Source organism: Streptomyces sp. 4N124 (assembly GCF_052245395.1).
Taxonomy (GTDB): domain Bacteria; phylum Actinomycetota; class Actinomycetes; order Streptomycetales; family Streptomycetaceae; genus Streptomyces.
This window is the reverse complement of record NZ_JBQQBS010000003.1, coordinates 145,768-160,750: the sequence shown is the minus strand read 5'-3', so window position 1 is coordinate 160,750 and position 14,983 is coordinate 145,768. Positions and strand designations below refer to the sequence as shown.

Annotated in this window: 13 protein-coding genes; 1 reads left to right on the top strand and 12 read right to left on the bottom strand. The window is 71.1% G+C overall.

What is annotated here, in order from left to right:
- Window positions 1-8 precede the first annotated feature (8 nt).
- Complete coding sequence (locus ACTWQO_RS04605; protein WP_443235899.1) at window positions 9-1,364, bottom strand: cytochrome P450; 1,356 nt, start codon at window positions 1,362-1,364, stop codon at window positions 9-11.
- A 72-nt stretch (window positions 1,365-1,436) separates the two neighbouring features.
- On the bottom strand, window positions 1,437-2,486 hold the full coding sequence (locus tag ACTWQO_RS04600) for an amidohydrolase family protein (RefSeq protein WP_443235898.1): 1,050 nt from the start codon (window positions 2,484-2,486) through the stop codon (window positions 1,437-1,439).
- Between the two features lie 216 nt (window positions 2,487-2,702).
- On the opposite strand from ACTWQO_RS04600, the gene ACTWQO_RS04595 reads away from it, so the two are divergent.
- Window positions 2,703-3,374 carry a TetR/AcrR family transcriptional regulator gene (locus ACTWQO_RS04595; RefSeq protein ID WP_443235897.1) on the top strand — a complete coding sequence of 224 codons (672 nt, stop codon included), beginning with the start codon at window positions 2,703-2,705 and terminating at the stop codon, window positions 3,372-3,374.
- Here ACTWQO_RS04595 and ACTWQO_RS04590 read toward each other — a convergent pair.
- The 10 genes from ACTWQO_RS04590 to ACTWQO_RS04545 form a co-directional block, all read right to left on the bottom strand.
- Entirely contained in the window at window positions 3,344-4,126 is a 783-nt protein-coding gene (locus ACTWQO_RS04590; protein WP_443235896.1) for an ABC transporter ATP-binding protein, read from the bottom strand. The genes ACTWQO_RS04595 and ACTWQO_RS04590 overlap by 31 nt on opposite strands.
- A 4-nt stretch (window positions 4,127-4,130) precedes the next feature.
- Complete coding sequence (locus tag ACTWQO_RS04585) at window positions 4,131-5,939, bottom strand: branched-chain amino acid ABC transporter ATP-binding protein/permease (RefSeq protein WP_443235895.1); 1,809 nt, start codon at window positions 5,937-5,939, stop codon at window positions 4,131-4,133.
- Window positions 5,932-6,801, bottom strand: a complete 870-nt coding sequence (locus ACTWQO_RS04580; protein ID WP_443235894.1) for a branched-chain amino acid ABC transporter permease — start codon at window positions 6,799-6,801, stop codon at window positions 5,932-5,934. The genes ACTWQO_RS04585 and ACTWQO_RS04580 overlap by 8 nt, the downstream gene beginning before the upstream one ends.
- Window positions 6,798-8,045, bottom strand: coding sequence for an ABC transporter substrate-binding protein (locus ACTWQO_RS04575; protein WP_443235893.1), 1,248 nt, complete (start codon window positions 8,043-8,045; stop codon window positions 6,798-6,800). The genes ACTWQO_RS04580 and ACTWQO_RS04575 overlap by 4 nt, the downstream gene beginning before the upstream one ends.
- A 147-nt stretch (window positions 8,046-8,192) precedes the next feature.
- Window positions 8,193-9,107, bottom strand: a complete 915-nt coding sequence (locus ACTWQO_RS04570) for an esterase/lipase family protein (RefSeq protein WP_443235892.1) — start codon at window positions 9,105-9,107, stop codon at window positions 8,193-8,195.
- A 267-nt stretch (window positions 9,108-9,374) separates the two neighbouring features.
- Window positions 9,375-11,078: a CocE/NonD family hydrolase gene (locus tag ACTWQO_RS04565; protein WP_443235891.1), complete on the bottom strand. Its 1,704-nt coding sequence runs from the start codon at window positions 11,076-11,078 to the stop codon at window positions 9,375-9,377.
- Entirely contained in the window at window positions 11,075-12,673 is a 1,599-nt protein-coding gene (locus ACTWQO_RS04560) for an AMP-binding protein (protein WP_443235890.1), read from the bottom strand. Before ACTWQO_RS04560 ends, ACTWQO_RS04565 begins: the two co-directional genes overlap by 4 nt.
- Complete coding sequence (locus ACTWQO_RS04555; RefSeq protein ID WP_443235889.1) at window positions 12,670-13,407, bottom strand: SDR family NAD(P)-dependent oxidoreductase; 738 nt, start codon at window positions 13,405-13,407, stop codon at window positions 12,670-12,672. The genes ACTWQO_RS04560 and ACTWQO_RS04555 overlap by 4 nt, the downstream gene beginning before the upstream one ends.
- A complete protein-coding gene (locus ACTWQO_RS04550; RefSeq protein ID WP_443235888.1) occupies window positions 13,404-14,528 on the bottom strand; it encodes a hypothetical protein in 1,125 nt (374 codons plus the stop codon). Before ACTWQO_RS04550 ends, ACTWQO_RS04555 begins: the two co-directional genes overlap by 4 nt.
- Window positions 14,525-14,977 (bottom strand): Zn-ribbon domain-containing OB-fold protein, encoded by a 453-nt coding sequence (locus tag ACTWQO_RS04545; protein WP_443235887.1) that lies wholly within the window; start codon window positions 14,975-14,977, stop codon window positions 14,525-14,527. The genes ACTWQO_RS04550 and ACTWQO_RS04545 overlap by 4 nt, the downstream gene beginning before the upstream one ends.
- Window positions 14,978-14,983: the final 6 nt, after the last annotated feature.

Genomic DNA, 14,983 nt, shown 5'->3' with positions numbered 1-14,983 from the left:
TTCTCGTGTCAGCGGTGCTCGAGGCGCAGCCGCATTCCGCCTCGGGGACGCAGCGTGATCAGGGCCTCCGGATGTACGTCGGGGGCATCTACGGGCAGGACCAGACGGTATGTACGCGCGACCGTGGCGAGCACCAGGGTGAGTTCGGTCAGGGCGAAGTGCCTGCCGATGCAGACGCGTTGCCCGCTGCCGAACGGGATGTAGGCGTGCCGGGGGCGGCCGGCGATCTCTTCCGCGCCGAACCGCTCGGGGCGGAAGGTTTCCGGCTCGTCCCAGAAGTCCGGATGCCGGTGCAGGACATAGCTGTTGATGAGCATGTTGCTGCCCGCCGGTATGCGGTATCCGGCGATCTCGTCGTCCTGACTCGCGTGACGCATGAACTGATAGGCGGGGGAATAGATGCGCAGCGTCTCGTCGACGACCATGCGTGTGTAGGCCAGTTCGGGAAGGTCCTCGAATTGCGGGATCCGGTCGCCGAGTACCCGGTCGACCTCCTCGTGCAGCCGCTTCTCGGCGTCGGGATGGCGCGCGAGGAGATGGAACGCCCAGCAGAGGGCGTTGGTGGTGGTCTCATAGGCGCCCACACAGAGGTTGAGGACCTCGTGGTGGAGCCGCTCGAGTGCCATTCCCCTGCCGTCTTCCTCGTCGGCGGAGTGCAGCAGGAGGGTCAGCAGATCGGGTTCCGCGTCCGTGTCCGCGCAGAGCCGTCCCTGGACGAATCCGGAGACGAAGGAGTCCATGGCGTCGATCGCGCGCCGGAGCCTGCGACGGCTGGGGGTGGGCACGCTCAACGGCGGGAAGGGACAGCGGAAGAATGCCGCGAGGATGCTGTTGGCCACCCCGAAGGCCCGCTCGAAACCCTGGGCCGTCGTGCTCACATCCGCACTGAACAAGGACCTGTTGACGATGGCGAGCGCGAGTCGGCCGAACTCGTCCATGGCGTCGATCACCCGCTCGTCGCGAGGGTCGCGCTCCCAGCGGTCCAGCATCCGCACGGTCTCGGTCGTCATGTTCCGGGCGAACGCGCCGACCGCGCCCGGGGTGAAATGCGGTGCCATCATGCGACGTTGCCGACGCCACTGCTCTGTGTCCGCGTTGGCGATCAGCCCCGTGCGCAGCACCGGACGTACGGCTTTGTAGAGGGAGGCGTTCTTGTCGTACTGCGTGCTCTTGTCGACGAGGATGCGGCGGATGTGGTCCGGGTGATTGACCATCACCATGGGGATGCCGAGCGTGCGGAAGCGGAAGATGTCGCCGTACCGCTCGCGGCCACGAGGCAGAAAGGCCAGCGGGTCACGTCTGAAGCTCGGTGACCCGCGGAGACGGTCGGTGAACCTGACGGACGGTAGAGCCCTTGGAGCCATGAACATCACCCCTGAGCTGGGTAAATGAATGTTCATTAACATCCAATAATCTGGGGCACGCGGGCTGGACCGTCAAGGAGTGCGCCCCAAGTCGACCGAATACCCGAGCGATCCGGCCGTAAGTCGTCGGTCGGCTTCCAGGCCCAGCAGCCGCTGTGCGTTGCCGAGCAGCCAGTCGTGGGTGACCGCCTCGCCCAGGCCGAGTTCGGCCACCTCCCGGATCAGGGTGCGCACGGGCACGGAGTGGACCCAGGTCGCGGTGCCGAACATGACCTTGCGGCGCAGGGTGCTACGGCCGTACAGCAGGAGGGGCTCCCAGCCCGAGCCCGGACGCGACATCCAGCTCGCGCGATGGGTGGAGAACTCCACGAAGACATGGGGGTGTCGTTGGGCGACCGAGATCATCTCGTGCAGCCACGGCCAGCCGCCGTGGCCCGCGACGATCCTCAGGTCCGGGTGGCGGCTCGCGAGCACGTCGATGACCCTCGGATGCGACAGCTCGTTCGGACGTCGGGTGCACAGATGGTGCCCGGTGTGGATCCACACCGGCAGCCTCAGCCGCTCGGCTGTCGCGAAGACGGTGGCGTAGCGCGGCGCCTGCGGTTCGACGCCGTCCCGGAACGCGATGACGGTGACGCCGCGCATGCCCAGCGCATGGCAGCGCTCCAGCTCCGCCAGCGCGGCGTGCGGATCGCTGAGGTTCAGGCCAGCCCAGGCCTCCATCCGCCCGGGGGCACGCGCCGCGAAGGCGGCCACCCGGGTGTTGACGCTGTCGCCGTCGGGCAGCCGGGCGCTGGAACCCATCAGCACCTGATAGGCCATGCCCTGCTCATCCATGGCGCGCAGATGGGCCGCCACATCGATGTCGTCGGGCTGGTTCGCCACGAGGGCCTCGACCGCCGCGTCCAGGTCGCCGGCGTCCAGTAGGCGGCGGTACTCGGTGAAGTCCGCGCCGAAGACGGTGGCCATATGGCGGCCGAAGGCCCGCAGATAGGCCGGTGCCTGGCCGCCCAGGTCGCGGAAGTAGGCGCCCCACGACTCGCGGTCGTACACCAGGGCGCACATGTCGATCGCACTGATCCCGTCCGTGCCGTCCGCCTCGCTCTTGTCGAGGACCCTCAAGATCTGCTCCCGTCCCGGGCGCGGTGAGCACGCGCCCGTCTCGGTCCGTGAGCCTCCTCGCCGGGAGGCTCCGCCTGGTAGTACCCGGCGTACCTTTCTGCGGCGGTGTGATCGCCATACGGCCGGTTGAGCCCGTAAAGTGAGCAGGTGAACGGCCATTCACCGGCTCCCCGCCACGCCGATGGCCGGCCGCCACCGAGGGACGGGAATCACTCCATGGCCATGTCGACCGAGGGAGCGTTCGCCCCGCCGCCCAGGGGGAGCACGCGGAGGCAGATCGAGTCGGTCGCCGCCGAGTTGTTCTACCGGCGGGGTTACGGCAACACGAGCGTCCGGGAGATCCTGGCGGCCCTCGGCATGACGCCCGCGGCCATGTACAACCACTTCAGGTCCAAGGAGGAACTCCTCCACTCGATCGCCTCGCGGACCTGTGCCGAGCTGGAGCGGCAGCTCGCGGATGCCTTCGAGCGGGGCGGCGGCGATCCCGTGCGCGAGCTGTGGGAGGCGGCCAGGACGCTGACCGTCTTCCACACGACGTACCGCCTGGAAGCGGTGGTCAGCCGGTCGGAGACGCATCACCTGCCGCCGTCGCTGTCCACGGAGATCCGGGACAGCGAGCGCCGCATACGCCGGGAGTTTGAGCGGATGCTGGAACAGGGGCGGACCCGGGGTGCGTTCCGGGCCGCGCTGCCCGGCGGGCGGGAGGCGGACATTCCGGTCACCGCGAAGGCGTTGCTGGACATGTGCATCCACGCCGGACTCTGGTTCCGCCCCGAGGGCAGGCTCAGCGCCGAGGAGATCGCCGAGCAGTACGGCGTCCTGGTGCTGCAGGCGGCGGGGGTCGGCCATGACGAGATTCAGTCGCTGTCCGCGAGCGTGCCCAAGTAGGCCTCCTGCAGCGCCGGTCCCTCGCGCAGCCGGGCGGCCGGTCCCTCGGTCACGATCCGGCCCGTCCGCATGACGTAGGCCCGGTCGGCCAGGCCGAGGACGCGCTCGACCGCCTGGTCGACGAGGAGCACGGTCAGGCCTGTCGTGCGCAGCTTCGCGACGGTCGCCAGGACCCGCTCGGCGGCGAGCGGCGCGAGGCCCAGCGACGGCTCGTCGATCAGAAGCATCCGCGGCTTGGCCACCAACGCCTGGGCGATGGCGAGGAGTTGCTGCTCCCCGCCGCTGAGCACCTCGGCCCGCGCCCGCAGCTTGTGTTCCAGGACGGGGAAGAGGCTGAACGTCCACTCCAGACGTTCGCGTTCCTCGGGTGCGGTCACCTTCCGCTTCCACAGGCCCAGTTCGAGGTTCTCGCGCACGGTGAGCCCGTGGAAGACGCGCCTCCCCTCCGGTACCTGGACCAGTCCGCGCAGGCTGATCGCCTCGGGCCGGTCGCGGGTGATGTCGGTGCCGCCGAACTCGACCGTGCCCGCGGTCGGGCGCAGCAGCCCCGAGATGGTGCGGAGCAAGGTCGATTTTCCGGCTCCGTTCGCGCCGATCAGGGCGCAGATCTCGCCTTCGCGCACCGCGAGCGTGACGTCGTGGACGACGGGGACGGGGCCGTAGCCGGAGTGCACCCCACTCAGGCGGAGCAGCGGTGGTTCGGGCGTCGCGGACATGCGGTTTCCCTCCGGTGCGTCCTGCTCGGTGGACATGGCGTCAGCCCCCCAGGTAGGCGTGGAGTACGCGGGCGTCGTGGAGCGCGATGGAGGGTTCGGCCGAGACGAGGGTGACTCCCGCGTCCAGCACGGTGACGTGATCGGCGACGGCCGCCACCAGCTCGATGTGGTGCTCGACGAGCAGCACCGTCATGTCGTGCGCCCTGATCTCCCGCAACAGGCCGTCCAGCATGGTGAGTTCGGCGGGCGACAGGCCGGCGGCCGGTTCGTCCATCAGCAGCAGCCGGGGACGCGCCATGAGCGCGCGGGCGATCTCCAGCAACCGCTGGTTGCCGTGCGGCAGGATTCCGGCCGGGGTCCGGGCGTACGGGGTCAGGCCCACGAAGTCCAGGTAGCCGGCGGCCTCTTCGCGCAGCAGGCGGGACTCGCTCCGCCCCCGGGGGAGCGCGAGCGCGTGCTCGACGACGCTCACCCGTTCCCTGGCATACGCCCCGAGCAGGACGTTCTCCAGCGCGGTCAGCCGGGGCAGCAGCAGGGGAGTCTGGAAGGTTCGCGCGACCCCGAGGCGGGCGATCCGCTCGGGAGCCTGGCGGCTCACCTCCGCCCCGCTCAGCAGCACCCGGCCGCGCTCCGCGGGCACAAGACCGGTCACGGCGTTCAGCAGCGTGGTCTTCCCCGATCCGTTGGGGCCCACCAGCGCGTGGATGGTGCCCGGCTCCACCGACAGATCGACACCGCCCAGCGCGTGGACACCGCCGAAGGAGCGCCGCAGGTCCGTCGTGCGCAGCCGCAGCCCACTCCCCGGGCGACTGGTCATGGGAGTGGGCCGCGGCGCGGGCGCGTCCACGGACGGCACCGCACCTGCTCCCTCGGAGCGGTGTCGTCCTCCCGCGGTCAGACGCGCCACGATCCTGGGTCCGTGCTCCTCCCACGCCCCGGCGATGCCGTGCGGCACGTACACGATCAGCACGAGCAGGGCGATGGCGTAGATGAGCAGCCGCCACTCGGCCAGGTCGTCCAGCAACTCGGGCACCACGAAGAACGCCAGCGTGCCCAGGAACGGCCCGGCCGTGCGACCGGCGCCGCCGATGATCACCACGAGGAGGAAGAACAGCGAGAACTCGATGGGGAAGTCGTCGGGGGTGACCATGCCGCGCGTCGTGGCCAGCAACGCACCCCCGAGTCCGGCGAGCGCGGCAGACAGACAGAAGGCGAAGATCTTCAGCCGGACAGGAGCCGCGCCCACCGTGCGTACGGCGTCGGGTGCGTCGCGTACGCCGGTGAGCGCCCGGCCGATCCGGGAGCGCAGCACGTTCGCGACCAGCCAGGTGGCCACCACGACCAGGGCGAGCACCAGCCAGTACAGCTGCTCTTCGGTGAGCGGCGTGCCGCCCGCCTCGGGCAGGGGGACGCCGATGATGCCCGCGAACCCGCCGGTGAGGTCCCGCAGTTCGGTCAGCAGACTGCCCACCACCATGGCGAAGGCGAGGGTGATCAGCGCCAGATGCCAGGAGGACAGCCGTAGCGCGGGCAGGGCCATCAGCCCGCCGACGGCGGCCGACACGGCCATGGCGGGGCCGACGGCCGCCCAGAACGACCAGCCGTGGTCGACGGTGAGCACGGCCGCGGTGTAGGCGCCGACCGCCACCAGGGCGCCATGCCCGAGCGACACCTGCCCGGCGTACCCGAACAGCACGTTCAGGCCCATGGCGATCAGCACATAGATGCCGACCACGGTGGCCACGTGGAGGACATATCCGTCCCGGGTGAGGGGGGGCAGTACGGCGGCCAGGACGAGGGCGACGCCAAGTCCCGTTCGTCGCAAGGAAGGTGACCTGAGCTCAGACACGGCGCAACTCCTCGCTTCCGCGCAGCCCCTGGGGTCGGACCAGGAGGATGGCGAGCGTGACGGCGAACAGCACGGCGGTCTGGGCGCCCGGTGAGACGTAGTCGGCGCCCGCGGCCTCGACGACGCCGACGATCCAGCCCCCGAGCAGTGCCCCGCGCACATCGCCGACCCCGCCGAGGACGGCCGCGAAGAAGCCCTTGATGAGCAGCCCGAAGCCCATCGCCACCGATGCGAGCGTCAGCGGTGCCGCCAGCGCACCGGTCAGCCCGGCCAGTGCCCCGCCCAGCAGGAAGGCCCGTCGGCTGAGCTTCGCGGGATCGATGCCGCGCAGCCGGGCCGCGTCCCGGTCGGCGGCCACCGCCCGCAGGGCACAGCCGGTGCGGGTCCGCGCGTGCCTCTCCAAGGCGGCGACCACGCCCAACGTGATCAGGACGACGGCCAGTTGGTAGCTGTTGAAGCGGACGCCGAGGAACGTGAGGGGGTCCAGGGACAGCGGCGCGGGGGGTTCGACGGTGCGCGGTTCGTCGGTCCACAGCCGGCCCGCGAGCTGGTTGAGGGCCAGCGAGAACGCCAGCGTGGTGATCACCCAGGCGCTGCCGTACGGCGAGCGCCGCAGCACGGGCGCCACGGCCACCCGCTCCTCGACCAGTGCCACGGCACCGACCCCGGCGGCAGCGATCGCCGCCGCGAGTGGCCAGGGCAGCGTGGTCAGCACCGCCATGGTCATCGCGCCCAGCATCACCAGGTCGCCCTGGGCGAAGTTGAGCACCCGGGTCGGCCGGTGCAGCACGGTGAGGCTCACGGCCACCAGCCCGTACAGGCTGCCGTACACCAGACCGGGCACCAGCACGTCGTTGATCACGTCTGGCCGCCCGGGGCCAGCTCGCGGAAGATGCCGTGCACCGACTGCTCCTTCTTGGCGGACAGCAGCGAGGCGACGACGAGGGCGCCGTCGTCGATGCCGGTGTGCCGTGCGGAGGTGAAGGAGATCCGTCCCCGGGGACCTTGGTGGTCGGTCACCTTGTCGAAGGCGGCTTTGAGCTTGTCCGGGGCCAGGGTCTTCTCCCGCTCGACGGTGTCGGCCAGCAGCTTGAGGAAGTCGTAGTACGGGGAGGTGGCGGCGGTGAACTCCAGCCCGGTGGCCGTGGGTTCGGCCGCGATCCGCCGGGCGTACTCCATCGCCGGGCCCTGGGCCGGCGTCTCGCCAGGCCGGTAGCTGAAGGCGGCGTAGGTGGTGGTGTACAGCCGCTCCATCAGCTCCTTGGGGAAGGCATCGTAGGCCTTGATGTAGCTGAGTTCGTGGGAGACGGTCGGTGGCGCGAAGCCGGTGGCGGCCATCGCCCGCAGGGTCAGCACGGAGGTCTGCGGCTGGCCGCTGAACAGGCCGACGGCGGCGGCGCCGTCCCGGTCGAGCTGTTTGACGAACGGGGTCATGTCGGGGGCGGCCTGGTTGAAGACCTGGACGGAGACGGGGCGCGTGCCGTAGCGGTCGTCGAGTACGGCGGTGAAGGCGTCGCGAATCGCTTCCCCGTACTCGGAGTTCTCCACCAGCAGCCCGACCTTTCTGAGGTCACGCACCTCGAACAGGTAGCGCCCCACGGCGGCCGCCTGCTGCCGGGTGTTGAAGACCAGTTGGTAGTGGAACGGGAACTGCCCTCCGTCGCCGAGCCGTTCGGCCACGCCCCAGGCGGACTGGAGTACCTCCGCGCGGCCCAGCACGCTGGCCGACGCCACCGCCTGGGAACTGCCCGTCGGTCCGAGCACGAACTGCGGCTTGTCGCGCAGCAGCCGCCGGGCCACCATCGGCTGCGTCCCGGGCTTGCCCTCGTCGTCCTCCTCGAGGAGTTTCAGCGGCCGGCCCAGCAGCCCGCCCGCCTCGTTGATCTCCCGCACGGCGAGCCGAGCCGCGGCGTAGGCCGGCTTGTACGCGGACGCCAAGGCGCCGGAGGCGGGCTGGATCCAGCCGAGCCGGGCCTGTCCGGCCGTGTCGCCGGCGTTGTCCGAGCCGCCGCAGGCGGCCAGGGCGGGGGCCGCCCCCAGCCCCATCGCGGCGGCGAGGCCGAACCGCCCGCTGCTGCGCAGCAGATCGCGACGTGACAGTTGCATGGCGCTCCCTCTCCCTGTGTGTATCTGGACCTGTGCGTAGGTGGACCTGTGCGTGGTGGAGTCGTTCCGTGGTGGCGCTGCCCGGGCCCGCCCCTTCGTCGGCGGGAAGGGGCGGGCGGGGGCGAACAGTCGCTCGCCGGCTCCGGCTCAGCACGTGGGCCTGAGCTCCGGGTCCGCGGGACCGGGGCGCTGCAGGGCGTTGCTGATCCACTGCAGCGGGACCTGGTCGAAGGCGAGGTTGAGATGGTTGATCGTGCTGCCCGGGCACCTGTCCTGGACGGTGATGTTGGTGACCTGGCTGGAAGCTCCCTTCAGGTGGGCGCTGGTGTACGGCAGGATGTACTCGTCGAACTTGGTGCTGATCGTCGTGTAGCTGACGCCCGGCTCCACCTCACGGCTCTCGTTGAGGTGGGTGAGGAACGCCGAGCCGACGTCGAACTGCAGGCACGACGGGCAGAACGCGGTGGCGACCCACTCGGGCATGTCGTGCCAGGGTGAGTGGAACGTCGTGCCGTGATTGGGTGGTCCGAGCGCGACGAAGTCGTCCACCCACCTGGCTCCGCCTTCGAAGCGCAGGTACTGACGGGGCATCAGGCCACCGGCGCTGTGCCCGACCAGGTCGACCTTGAGGGCGCCCGTCGTGATCCGGACCCGGTCGACGAACGCCTTGAGGTCCTTGGCGGATTCCTCCAGAGGCGCGACGCCCGGCAGCGGGTATTTCCCCTGCCCGGTGCCCCAGGTCAGCGCGTAGACGCAGAACCCGGCCTTATGAAGGTTTTCCGAAACGAACGGCCAGTTGACGTCCGGTGTGGCGTACAGGCCGTGGACCAGTACGACCGGTTCGGGGTGCTGCCGGGTGGGCCTGCACCGCCAGTCGTTGGCTCCGGGCAGTGGTGGGGCGGACGGTGCGTCGTCGACGGCCGCGAATCGGTGGTGCGGCTCGGGCTGGGCCGAGGACGACGTGGACGGCATTCCCAGTGCCACTGCGGCGAGTGCGGTCACGCACGCCAGCCGGAGGAGGATGTGGATCCGGCGGGTGCGAGAGGGGTTTTGGTTGGACAAGTGCGGCTCCTTCGGTCAGGCCGGGCGGGGTCCCGACCCTGCCCGGCCGTCGGAGCGGTCTTCGTCCGTGGTGGGGGACCGGTGGGTCCTCCGGTACGGGCCGGACCGCGGTGTGCGGTGTCGCATGCACCGGCTGCCCGGGCCGGCGCCCGATGCGGAACACCGGTCGCCTCCGGGGAGCCGAGTGCAGCGTGCGGGGGCGGCGGACGGACGGGGTGGGTCCGTCGGCCGCGGAGAGGGGCGATGACGTGGCAGGGTGTGTGCCGGTCATGCGGATTGCTCGCCTTCGGCCGTCACGGCGGTGCCGTGGAGCATGGTGAGTTCGAGCCAGGAGAGGTTCTCGGGGTCGTGGTGGACCGTCTGTTCGGCCACGACCGGGACGCTCTCCTGACCGATCGGGCCGCCGGTGTTGAGGTTCCGGTCGTACTGGGGGAAGTTGCTGCTCGAGACGTGGATCCGCAGGCGGTGCCCGGCAGGAAGGCGCCAGGCCGTGTGGCCCAGGTCCAGTCGGAGCGTGCTGACCGTGCCGGGTGTGAGGGGCCGCTCCGTGTCCGGACCGTGGCGGTGGCGGGCACGTGTGATGCCGTCGGCGACGAGCAGGGCTCGGCCGTCGGGGAGGACGTCGAGGAGTTTGCCGGTGAAGTCGGTGTCGGGTGCGCTGCTTCGGACCGACAGCACCAGCCGGACGGGGCCCGCCAGATCGAGGGTTTCGGGCAGCGGCTCGGAGGTGTAACTGAGCACGTCCGGGCGGTGTTCGAGATGGTTCTGGGCGAGGGGCCCGGGTACCAGGTCGCCCAGGTTGAGCACCCGTCCGCCGTGGCTGGGCACCGGGTCGGCCGGATCGTAGCGGTAGTGGGTGGCCGGCTCGTGCCGCTCGGGCGGGTCGCCCAGGATGCCGCCCTGCCGCAGGTACCACCGCCGGGTCACCGCGCGGGGCGGCGGCCACCGAGTGCTCGTACGCCACTCTCCCGCGCCCATGAGGAAGTACCGCACCCTGGGCAACTCCCTCTGCGCGCCCCGCAGATAGCGGTCGAAGAACGCCAGGTGCTGTTCGGCGAGCCCGCTGAAGCGCGCGGAGGAGGCCAGGCCGAAGTTCACTTCGCCCTGGATCGGCAGCAGTGCGCTCAGGTGGGCCCAGCTGCCCATGATCAGGTGGTGATGGTCCGCGCGGGATGTCAGGTCCTGGTGCAGGCCGAGGGTGGCGGTGGCGTAGATGTCGTACCAGCCGCTGATGGAGAGCGTGGGGATGTCGATGTCCTCGGCGTGGACGTCCGGGATCTCGGCCTGGCCCGCGAGGACGTCCCTGAGCAGCGGCGGGAATTCCTCCAGGTCGAGGATGTCGGTGAGGGGGAGCTGTTCCATCGCGCGCCGCGGATTCCTGGCGCAGTCCGCGATCGCCTCGGTCGTCTTGCGCGGTGGCGATTCGCCGCCGGCCAGTCGGCGGCGCAGCCACTCCGGCGCCATCAACACCGCGGCCCAGCTGACCAGTTGGTCCAGCCGCAGTGCTCCGCCGGTGGCGCGGGCGTCGTAGTCGCCGACCGCGCACATGGCCGGGGCGATGGCGCGCAGGTGCGGCGGGCGCAGCGCGGCGCCTACCCACTGCACGATGCCGAGGTAGGAGGGCCCCACCATGCCGACGTTGCCGTCGCACCACGGCCGGGTGGCGATCCACTCCACGGTGTCGTGGGTGTCCAGCGCCTCCTGTCGCCACATGACCGGCTGCCAGTCGCCGTCGGAGGCGAACCGGCCCCGGCTGTCCTGCAGGACCACGGTGTAGCCGGCCTCCACGGCCAGGGAGGCGGGCAGGACGTCCAGCATGGGCATCCGGCGCTTGTCGTAGGGGCCGCGGTAGAGCAGTGCGGGCGTGGGGCCGTCGGCGGGAGGGTGCCAGACGTCGGCGCGCAGGACCACTCCGTCCCGCATCGGGGCGGGCACGTCGCGCTCGATCGTCTCCGCCTGGGGCGTGGTCATGGCTGTCGGCTCCTCCCGAGGGACTCACGTTTGACCTTGATCCCGGCCTGCCGCCGGTCCCAGGTGTCGTCCGTCAGCCCCTCCGCGCGCAGCGCGTGCTTGAGCACCTTCGCGGTGGGCGTCTTGGGTAGTTCGTCCAGTACGCGGACATAGCGGGGCACCATGAAGTGCGGCATGCGCGGGACGAGGTATTCGATCAACTCGGCCGGGTCGACGGCCCGGCCCGGTGCGAGGGCGACCGCGAGGAGGACCTCGTCCTCGCCGTGTTCGCTCGGGACGGCCACCGCGGCCGACTCGCGCACCGCCGGGTGGGTCATCGCCTCGGACTCCACCTCGAAGGAGGAGATGTTCTCCCCTCGGCGGCGGATCGCGTCCTTGAGGCGGTCGACGAAGAAGATCCGGCCCGCACCGTCCTGGCGCACCGCGTCTCCGGTGTGGAACCAGCCGTTGCGCCAGGCCGCGGCCGTCGCCTCCGGCATCCCGTGGTAGCCGTGCGACAGCGACCAGGGGCGGTCGGCGCGCAGCACGAGCTCACCGCTGTGGCCCGGGGGCACCTGCCGGTCGTACGCGTCGACCACGCGGATCTCGATGCCGGGGCGCGGTGTTCCGCACAGTCCGCTCTCCTTCGGATCCGGCTCGGAGATCAGCGGGACCGATGTCTCGGTCATGTTGAACAAGGTGTGGACCTCGATGCCGAAGCGCTGTGACAGCTCAGCGCTGTTGTCGCCGAGCGGAAGCAACCACACCCACTTCAGCGGGTGTTGGAGGTCCTTTTCCGCCGGGCCGCGCTTGAGCAGGAAGGACGCCATGACTCCGAGCAGGGTGCAGCAGGTGACCCGGTGGGCGCGGACGACGTCCCAGAACGCGTCCGTGGCGAAGGAGTCGACCACGAGAACGGACCCGCCGAGCAGCAGCATCGCGTAGACCCCGATCGTCCCGCCCGCATGGAACAGCGGCAGTTGGACGAGGTAGCGGTCGGCCTCCCCGGCCCGGCCGGCGAAGGCGGCGACGGCCGCGGAGTAGTGGTGGACGTAGGAGCACAGCACGCCCTTCGAGGGGCCCGTCGTGCCCGAGGTGTAGATGATTCCGAACGTGTCCCACGGCTGCGCGGGATACGGTTCGAAGTCGCCCGGCTCGGCATGGAGTTCATGCGGGCCGACGACTGTGGGGCGCCGGTCCCCGGGCTCGATCTCCGCCAGTCGCGGGGCGAGTTCGCGATGCGCGACGACCAGCGCCGCCCCGGAGTTGGCCAGTACGTGCTCCAGCATCCGGCCCCGGTAGGCGGTGTTGACGGGCACACAGGTCGCGCCCGCGAGGTTGGTGCCGAACCAGGCCAGCAGCGCGTCCGGCCCGTTGGGCAGCCACGAGAGCACCCGGTCGCCCGGTCGCACCCCGGATGCCGCGAGGGCCGCCGCGGCGCCGAGGGAGCGCCGGAGCGTTTCGCCGTACGTCCAGCTCTCACCGTCGGCGAAGACGGCGAACACCCGGTCGGGGTGCGCGCGGGCACGGGCGGTGAGCAGTCCGGCCACCGTGCAGGACGCGGCGTCCGGCACCCGTGGATCGTCCATCGCCAGGATCCGCACCGGCGGTGTCATGACCGTATCCATCCGCCGTCGACGAACAGGCACTGGCCCGTCACGTAGCTCGCCTCGGAGGAGGCCAGCCATGCCACGGCTGCGGCCACCTCCTGCGGAGTGCCGAAACGGCTGATCGGCTGGGTGCGTACGTGCTTCTCGCCGATCCGGACGAGGTCCTCGGCCATGGCGAGCATGGGGGTGTCGACGAATCCCGGGCAGACGGCGTTGGCGCGCACGCCGGCCGGGCCCAGCTCGGCCGCGAGTGACCGCGTGAGGGTGGCGAGCCCGCCCTTGGACACGTCGTACGCCACCTGTCCGACGTTGCCGATCAATGCCACGGAGGAGAGGTTGACCACCGCGCCGCCGTCGGCCTGGGCGAGCAGCGGCGCGGCGCGGCGCGACAGGAAGAAGGGAGCGTGGAGGTTGACGGACAGCACCTTGTGCCAGATCTTCGGCGTGTGGTCCGCGAGCGTTCCGCGGAATCCGATGCCCGCGTTGTTCACCAGGACATCGAGTCCGCCCCAGGCCCGCTCGACGCGTTCCACCACGGCGTGGGCCTGCTCCTCGTGGGCGATGTTCGCCGGTACGGCGAGTCCGCCCACCTGCGCGGCCATGCGCTCGGCGGCCTCCTCGTCGATGTCGTTGACCGCGACCGTCGCGCCCTCCTCGGCGAGCCGGGTGACGATCGCCGCGCCGATGCCCCTGCCACCGCCGGTGACCAGCGCGGTGCGTCCCTTGAACAGTTCGTTCATTCGTAGCTCCCCACGAGTCGCTCCAGTGCTTGGAAGTGCCTCTCGTGCCTGCTCGCCGTCGCGTAGCTCACCAGGCGCCGCTGCGTGAGCGCCGCTTCGAGTCCGGTGTGCGTGGCCGTGCTGCGTACGGTCAGCAGCAGGGCGTCGCTGCCCGCGCCGCAGCCGTAGCCAAGGACCGCGATCCGGTCGTCGGGGACGGCCAACTCCAGTGCCCGGGCCAGTCCGAGCAGAGGTGCGGCCGCGCCCGTGTCGCCGATGCCGTGCGCGACGACGCAGGGCAGGGCAGAGCGGTCGGGCTGCCCGAGGCGCCGGGCCAGCCGGATCGGGGTGATGGCGTCCGGCTGGGGGCCGACCAGGAAGCGCAACGGCTCGGTCGGCGGGCCGAGTTGTTCCCAGGCGGTGACGCAGTGGTCGTACAGCCCGATGTCGGTGGCCGTCATCACCGCGCCACCGGTGCGGATGTGCCGCTCGCCGTCGGCGCGGAAGCCGTCGTTGGTGTCGGAGACCGCCGAGCCGACGGCGTCCACGGTGGCCAGCGTGGCGTCGCGGGTGACCAGGAGCGCCGCCGCTCCGGAGCCCGCGGTGTACTCCTGCGGATCGCCCGGCGCGATATGGGGTCCCAGCGTGTCGGTCCCCACCGCCAGTGCCGCCTCGGCGAATCCGGCCCGCACCCAGGCCAGCGCGCACAGCAGGGCGGCCGTCCCGGACTTGCCGGAGAACTGCACGTCGGCGGCGAAGGACGCGGGCGGCAGCCCGGCCATGTCGGCCAGCAGCGCCGCGCCGGCCTTGGTGAGGTACGGGCCGGTCTGCGAGCCGAAGAAGACCGCCTGAGGTGTCGCGGGCGCCTCGCGCAGGGCGATGGCCGTGGCTTCGGCAGCCAGCGTCACGGCGTCGGCGTCGGGGTCGCACACTGCGCGGTGGGTCACGCCCTTGCGCCGCACCACGTCCAGCGGCACATTGCGCCACACCTCGTGGATCTCCTCCACGGCGAGCCGGCCGGCGGGCAGCGCCGTGCCGATCGCGGAGATCCCCACGTCGTTCGTGGCGGGACCGGGCGTGTTCCCGGTGGCGTCGGTGACGTCCACGGGGATGCCGGTGAGCCGGGGCCAGTCGCCGCTCATCGCGCCCTCCGCGGCCGGAACTTGTAGCCGTACTGGTAGGGCCCCGAAGCCTCGCGCCGCCACTTGCGGACGACCAGCTCGACCTCGGTGCCTTCGGCCACAGCCGGGGGATCGCCGTCGTAACCGGCGTCGACGTCGACGAGTTCGGTGAGCACGTGGGGTCCGTCCTCCAGCTCTACGATGGCGAACGGCCGGGCGGCGCGTCCGGCGTGACCGATCAGCGGGGTGTAGTCCTCCGCCGTACTCACCACCCGGCCGAAGGGCGCCAGTTCGGTCTCGGGCAGGTCGCGCGAGCGGCAGTCGGGGCAGACGCGCCGTGCGGGGAAGAACGTCAGCCCGCAGCCCGTGCAGTGGTTGCCGACGAGGCGGTAGCGCCCGGCGCGTGAACGCCAGGCCTTGGCGGGGGTCGGGGTGGCGATGCGGTAGACCGGTTCCGTGGGGGACCACATGGGAGC

What these genes read in the sequence shown, in the direction of transcription:
- ACTWQO_RS04595 (WP_443235897.1), top strand. Translation starts at nt 2,703, where the DNA reads ATGGCCATGTCGACCGAGGGAGCGTTCGCCCCGCCGCCCAGGGGGAGC.
- ACTWQO_RS04575 (WP_443235893.1), bottom strand. Translation starts at nt 8,045, where the DNA reads ATGCAACTGTCACGTCGCGATCTGCTGCGCAGCAGCGGGCGGTTCGGC.
- ACTWQO_RS04560 (WP_443235890.1), bottom strand. Translation starts at nt 12,673, where the DNA reads ATGACACCGCCGGTGCGGATCCTGGCGATGGACGATCCACGGGTGCCG.
- ACTWQO_RS04550 (WP_443235888.1), bottom strand. Translation starts at nt 14,528, where the DNA reads ATGAGCGGCGACTGGCCCCGGCTCACCGGCATCCCCGTGGACGTCACC.
- ACTWQO_RS04565 (WP_443235891.1), bottom strand. Translation starts at nt 11,078, where the DNA reads ATGACCACGCCCCAGGCGGAGACGATCGAGCGCGACGTGCCCGCCCCG.
- ACTWQO_RS04555 (WP_443235889.1), bottom strand. Translation starts at nt 13,407, where the DNA reads ATGAACGAACTGTTCAAGGGACGCACCGCGCTGGTCACCGGCGGTGGC.
- ACTWQO_RS04545 (WP_443235887.1), bottom strand. Translation starts at nt 14,977, where the DNA reads ATGTGGTCCCCCACGGAACCGGTCTACCGCATCGCCACCCCGACCCCC.
- ACTWQO_RS04605 (WP_443235899.1), bottom strand. Translation starts at nt 1,364, where the DNA reads ATGGCTCCAAGGGCTCTACCGTCCGTCAGGTTCACCGACCGTCTCCGC.
- ACTWQO_RS04590 (WP_443235896.1), bottom strand. Translation starts at nt 4,126, where the DNA reads ATGTCCACCGAGCAGGACGCACCGGAGGGAAACCGCATGTCCGCGACG.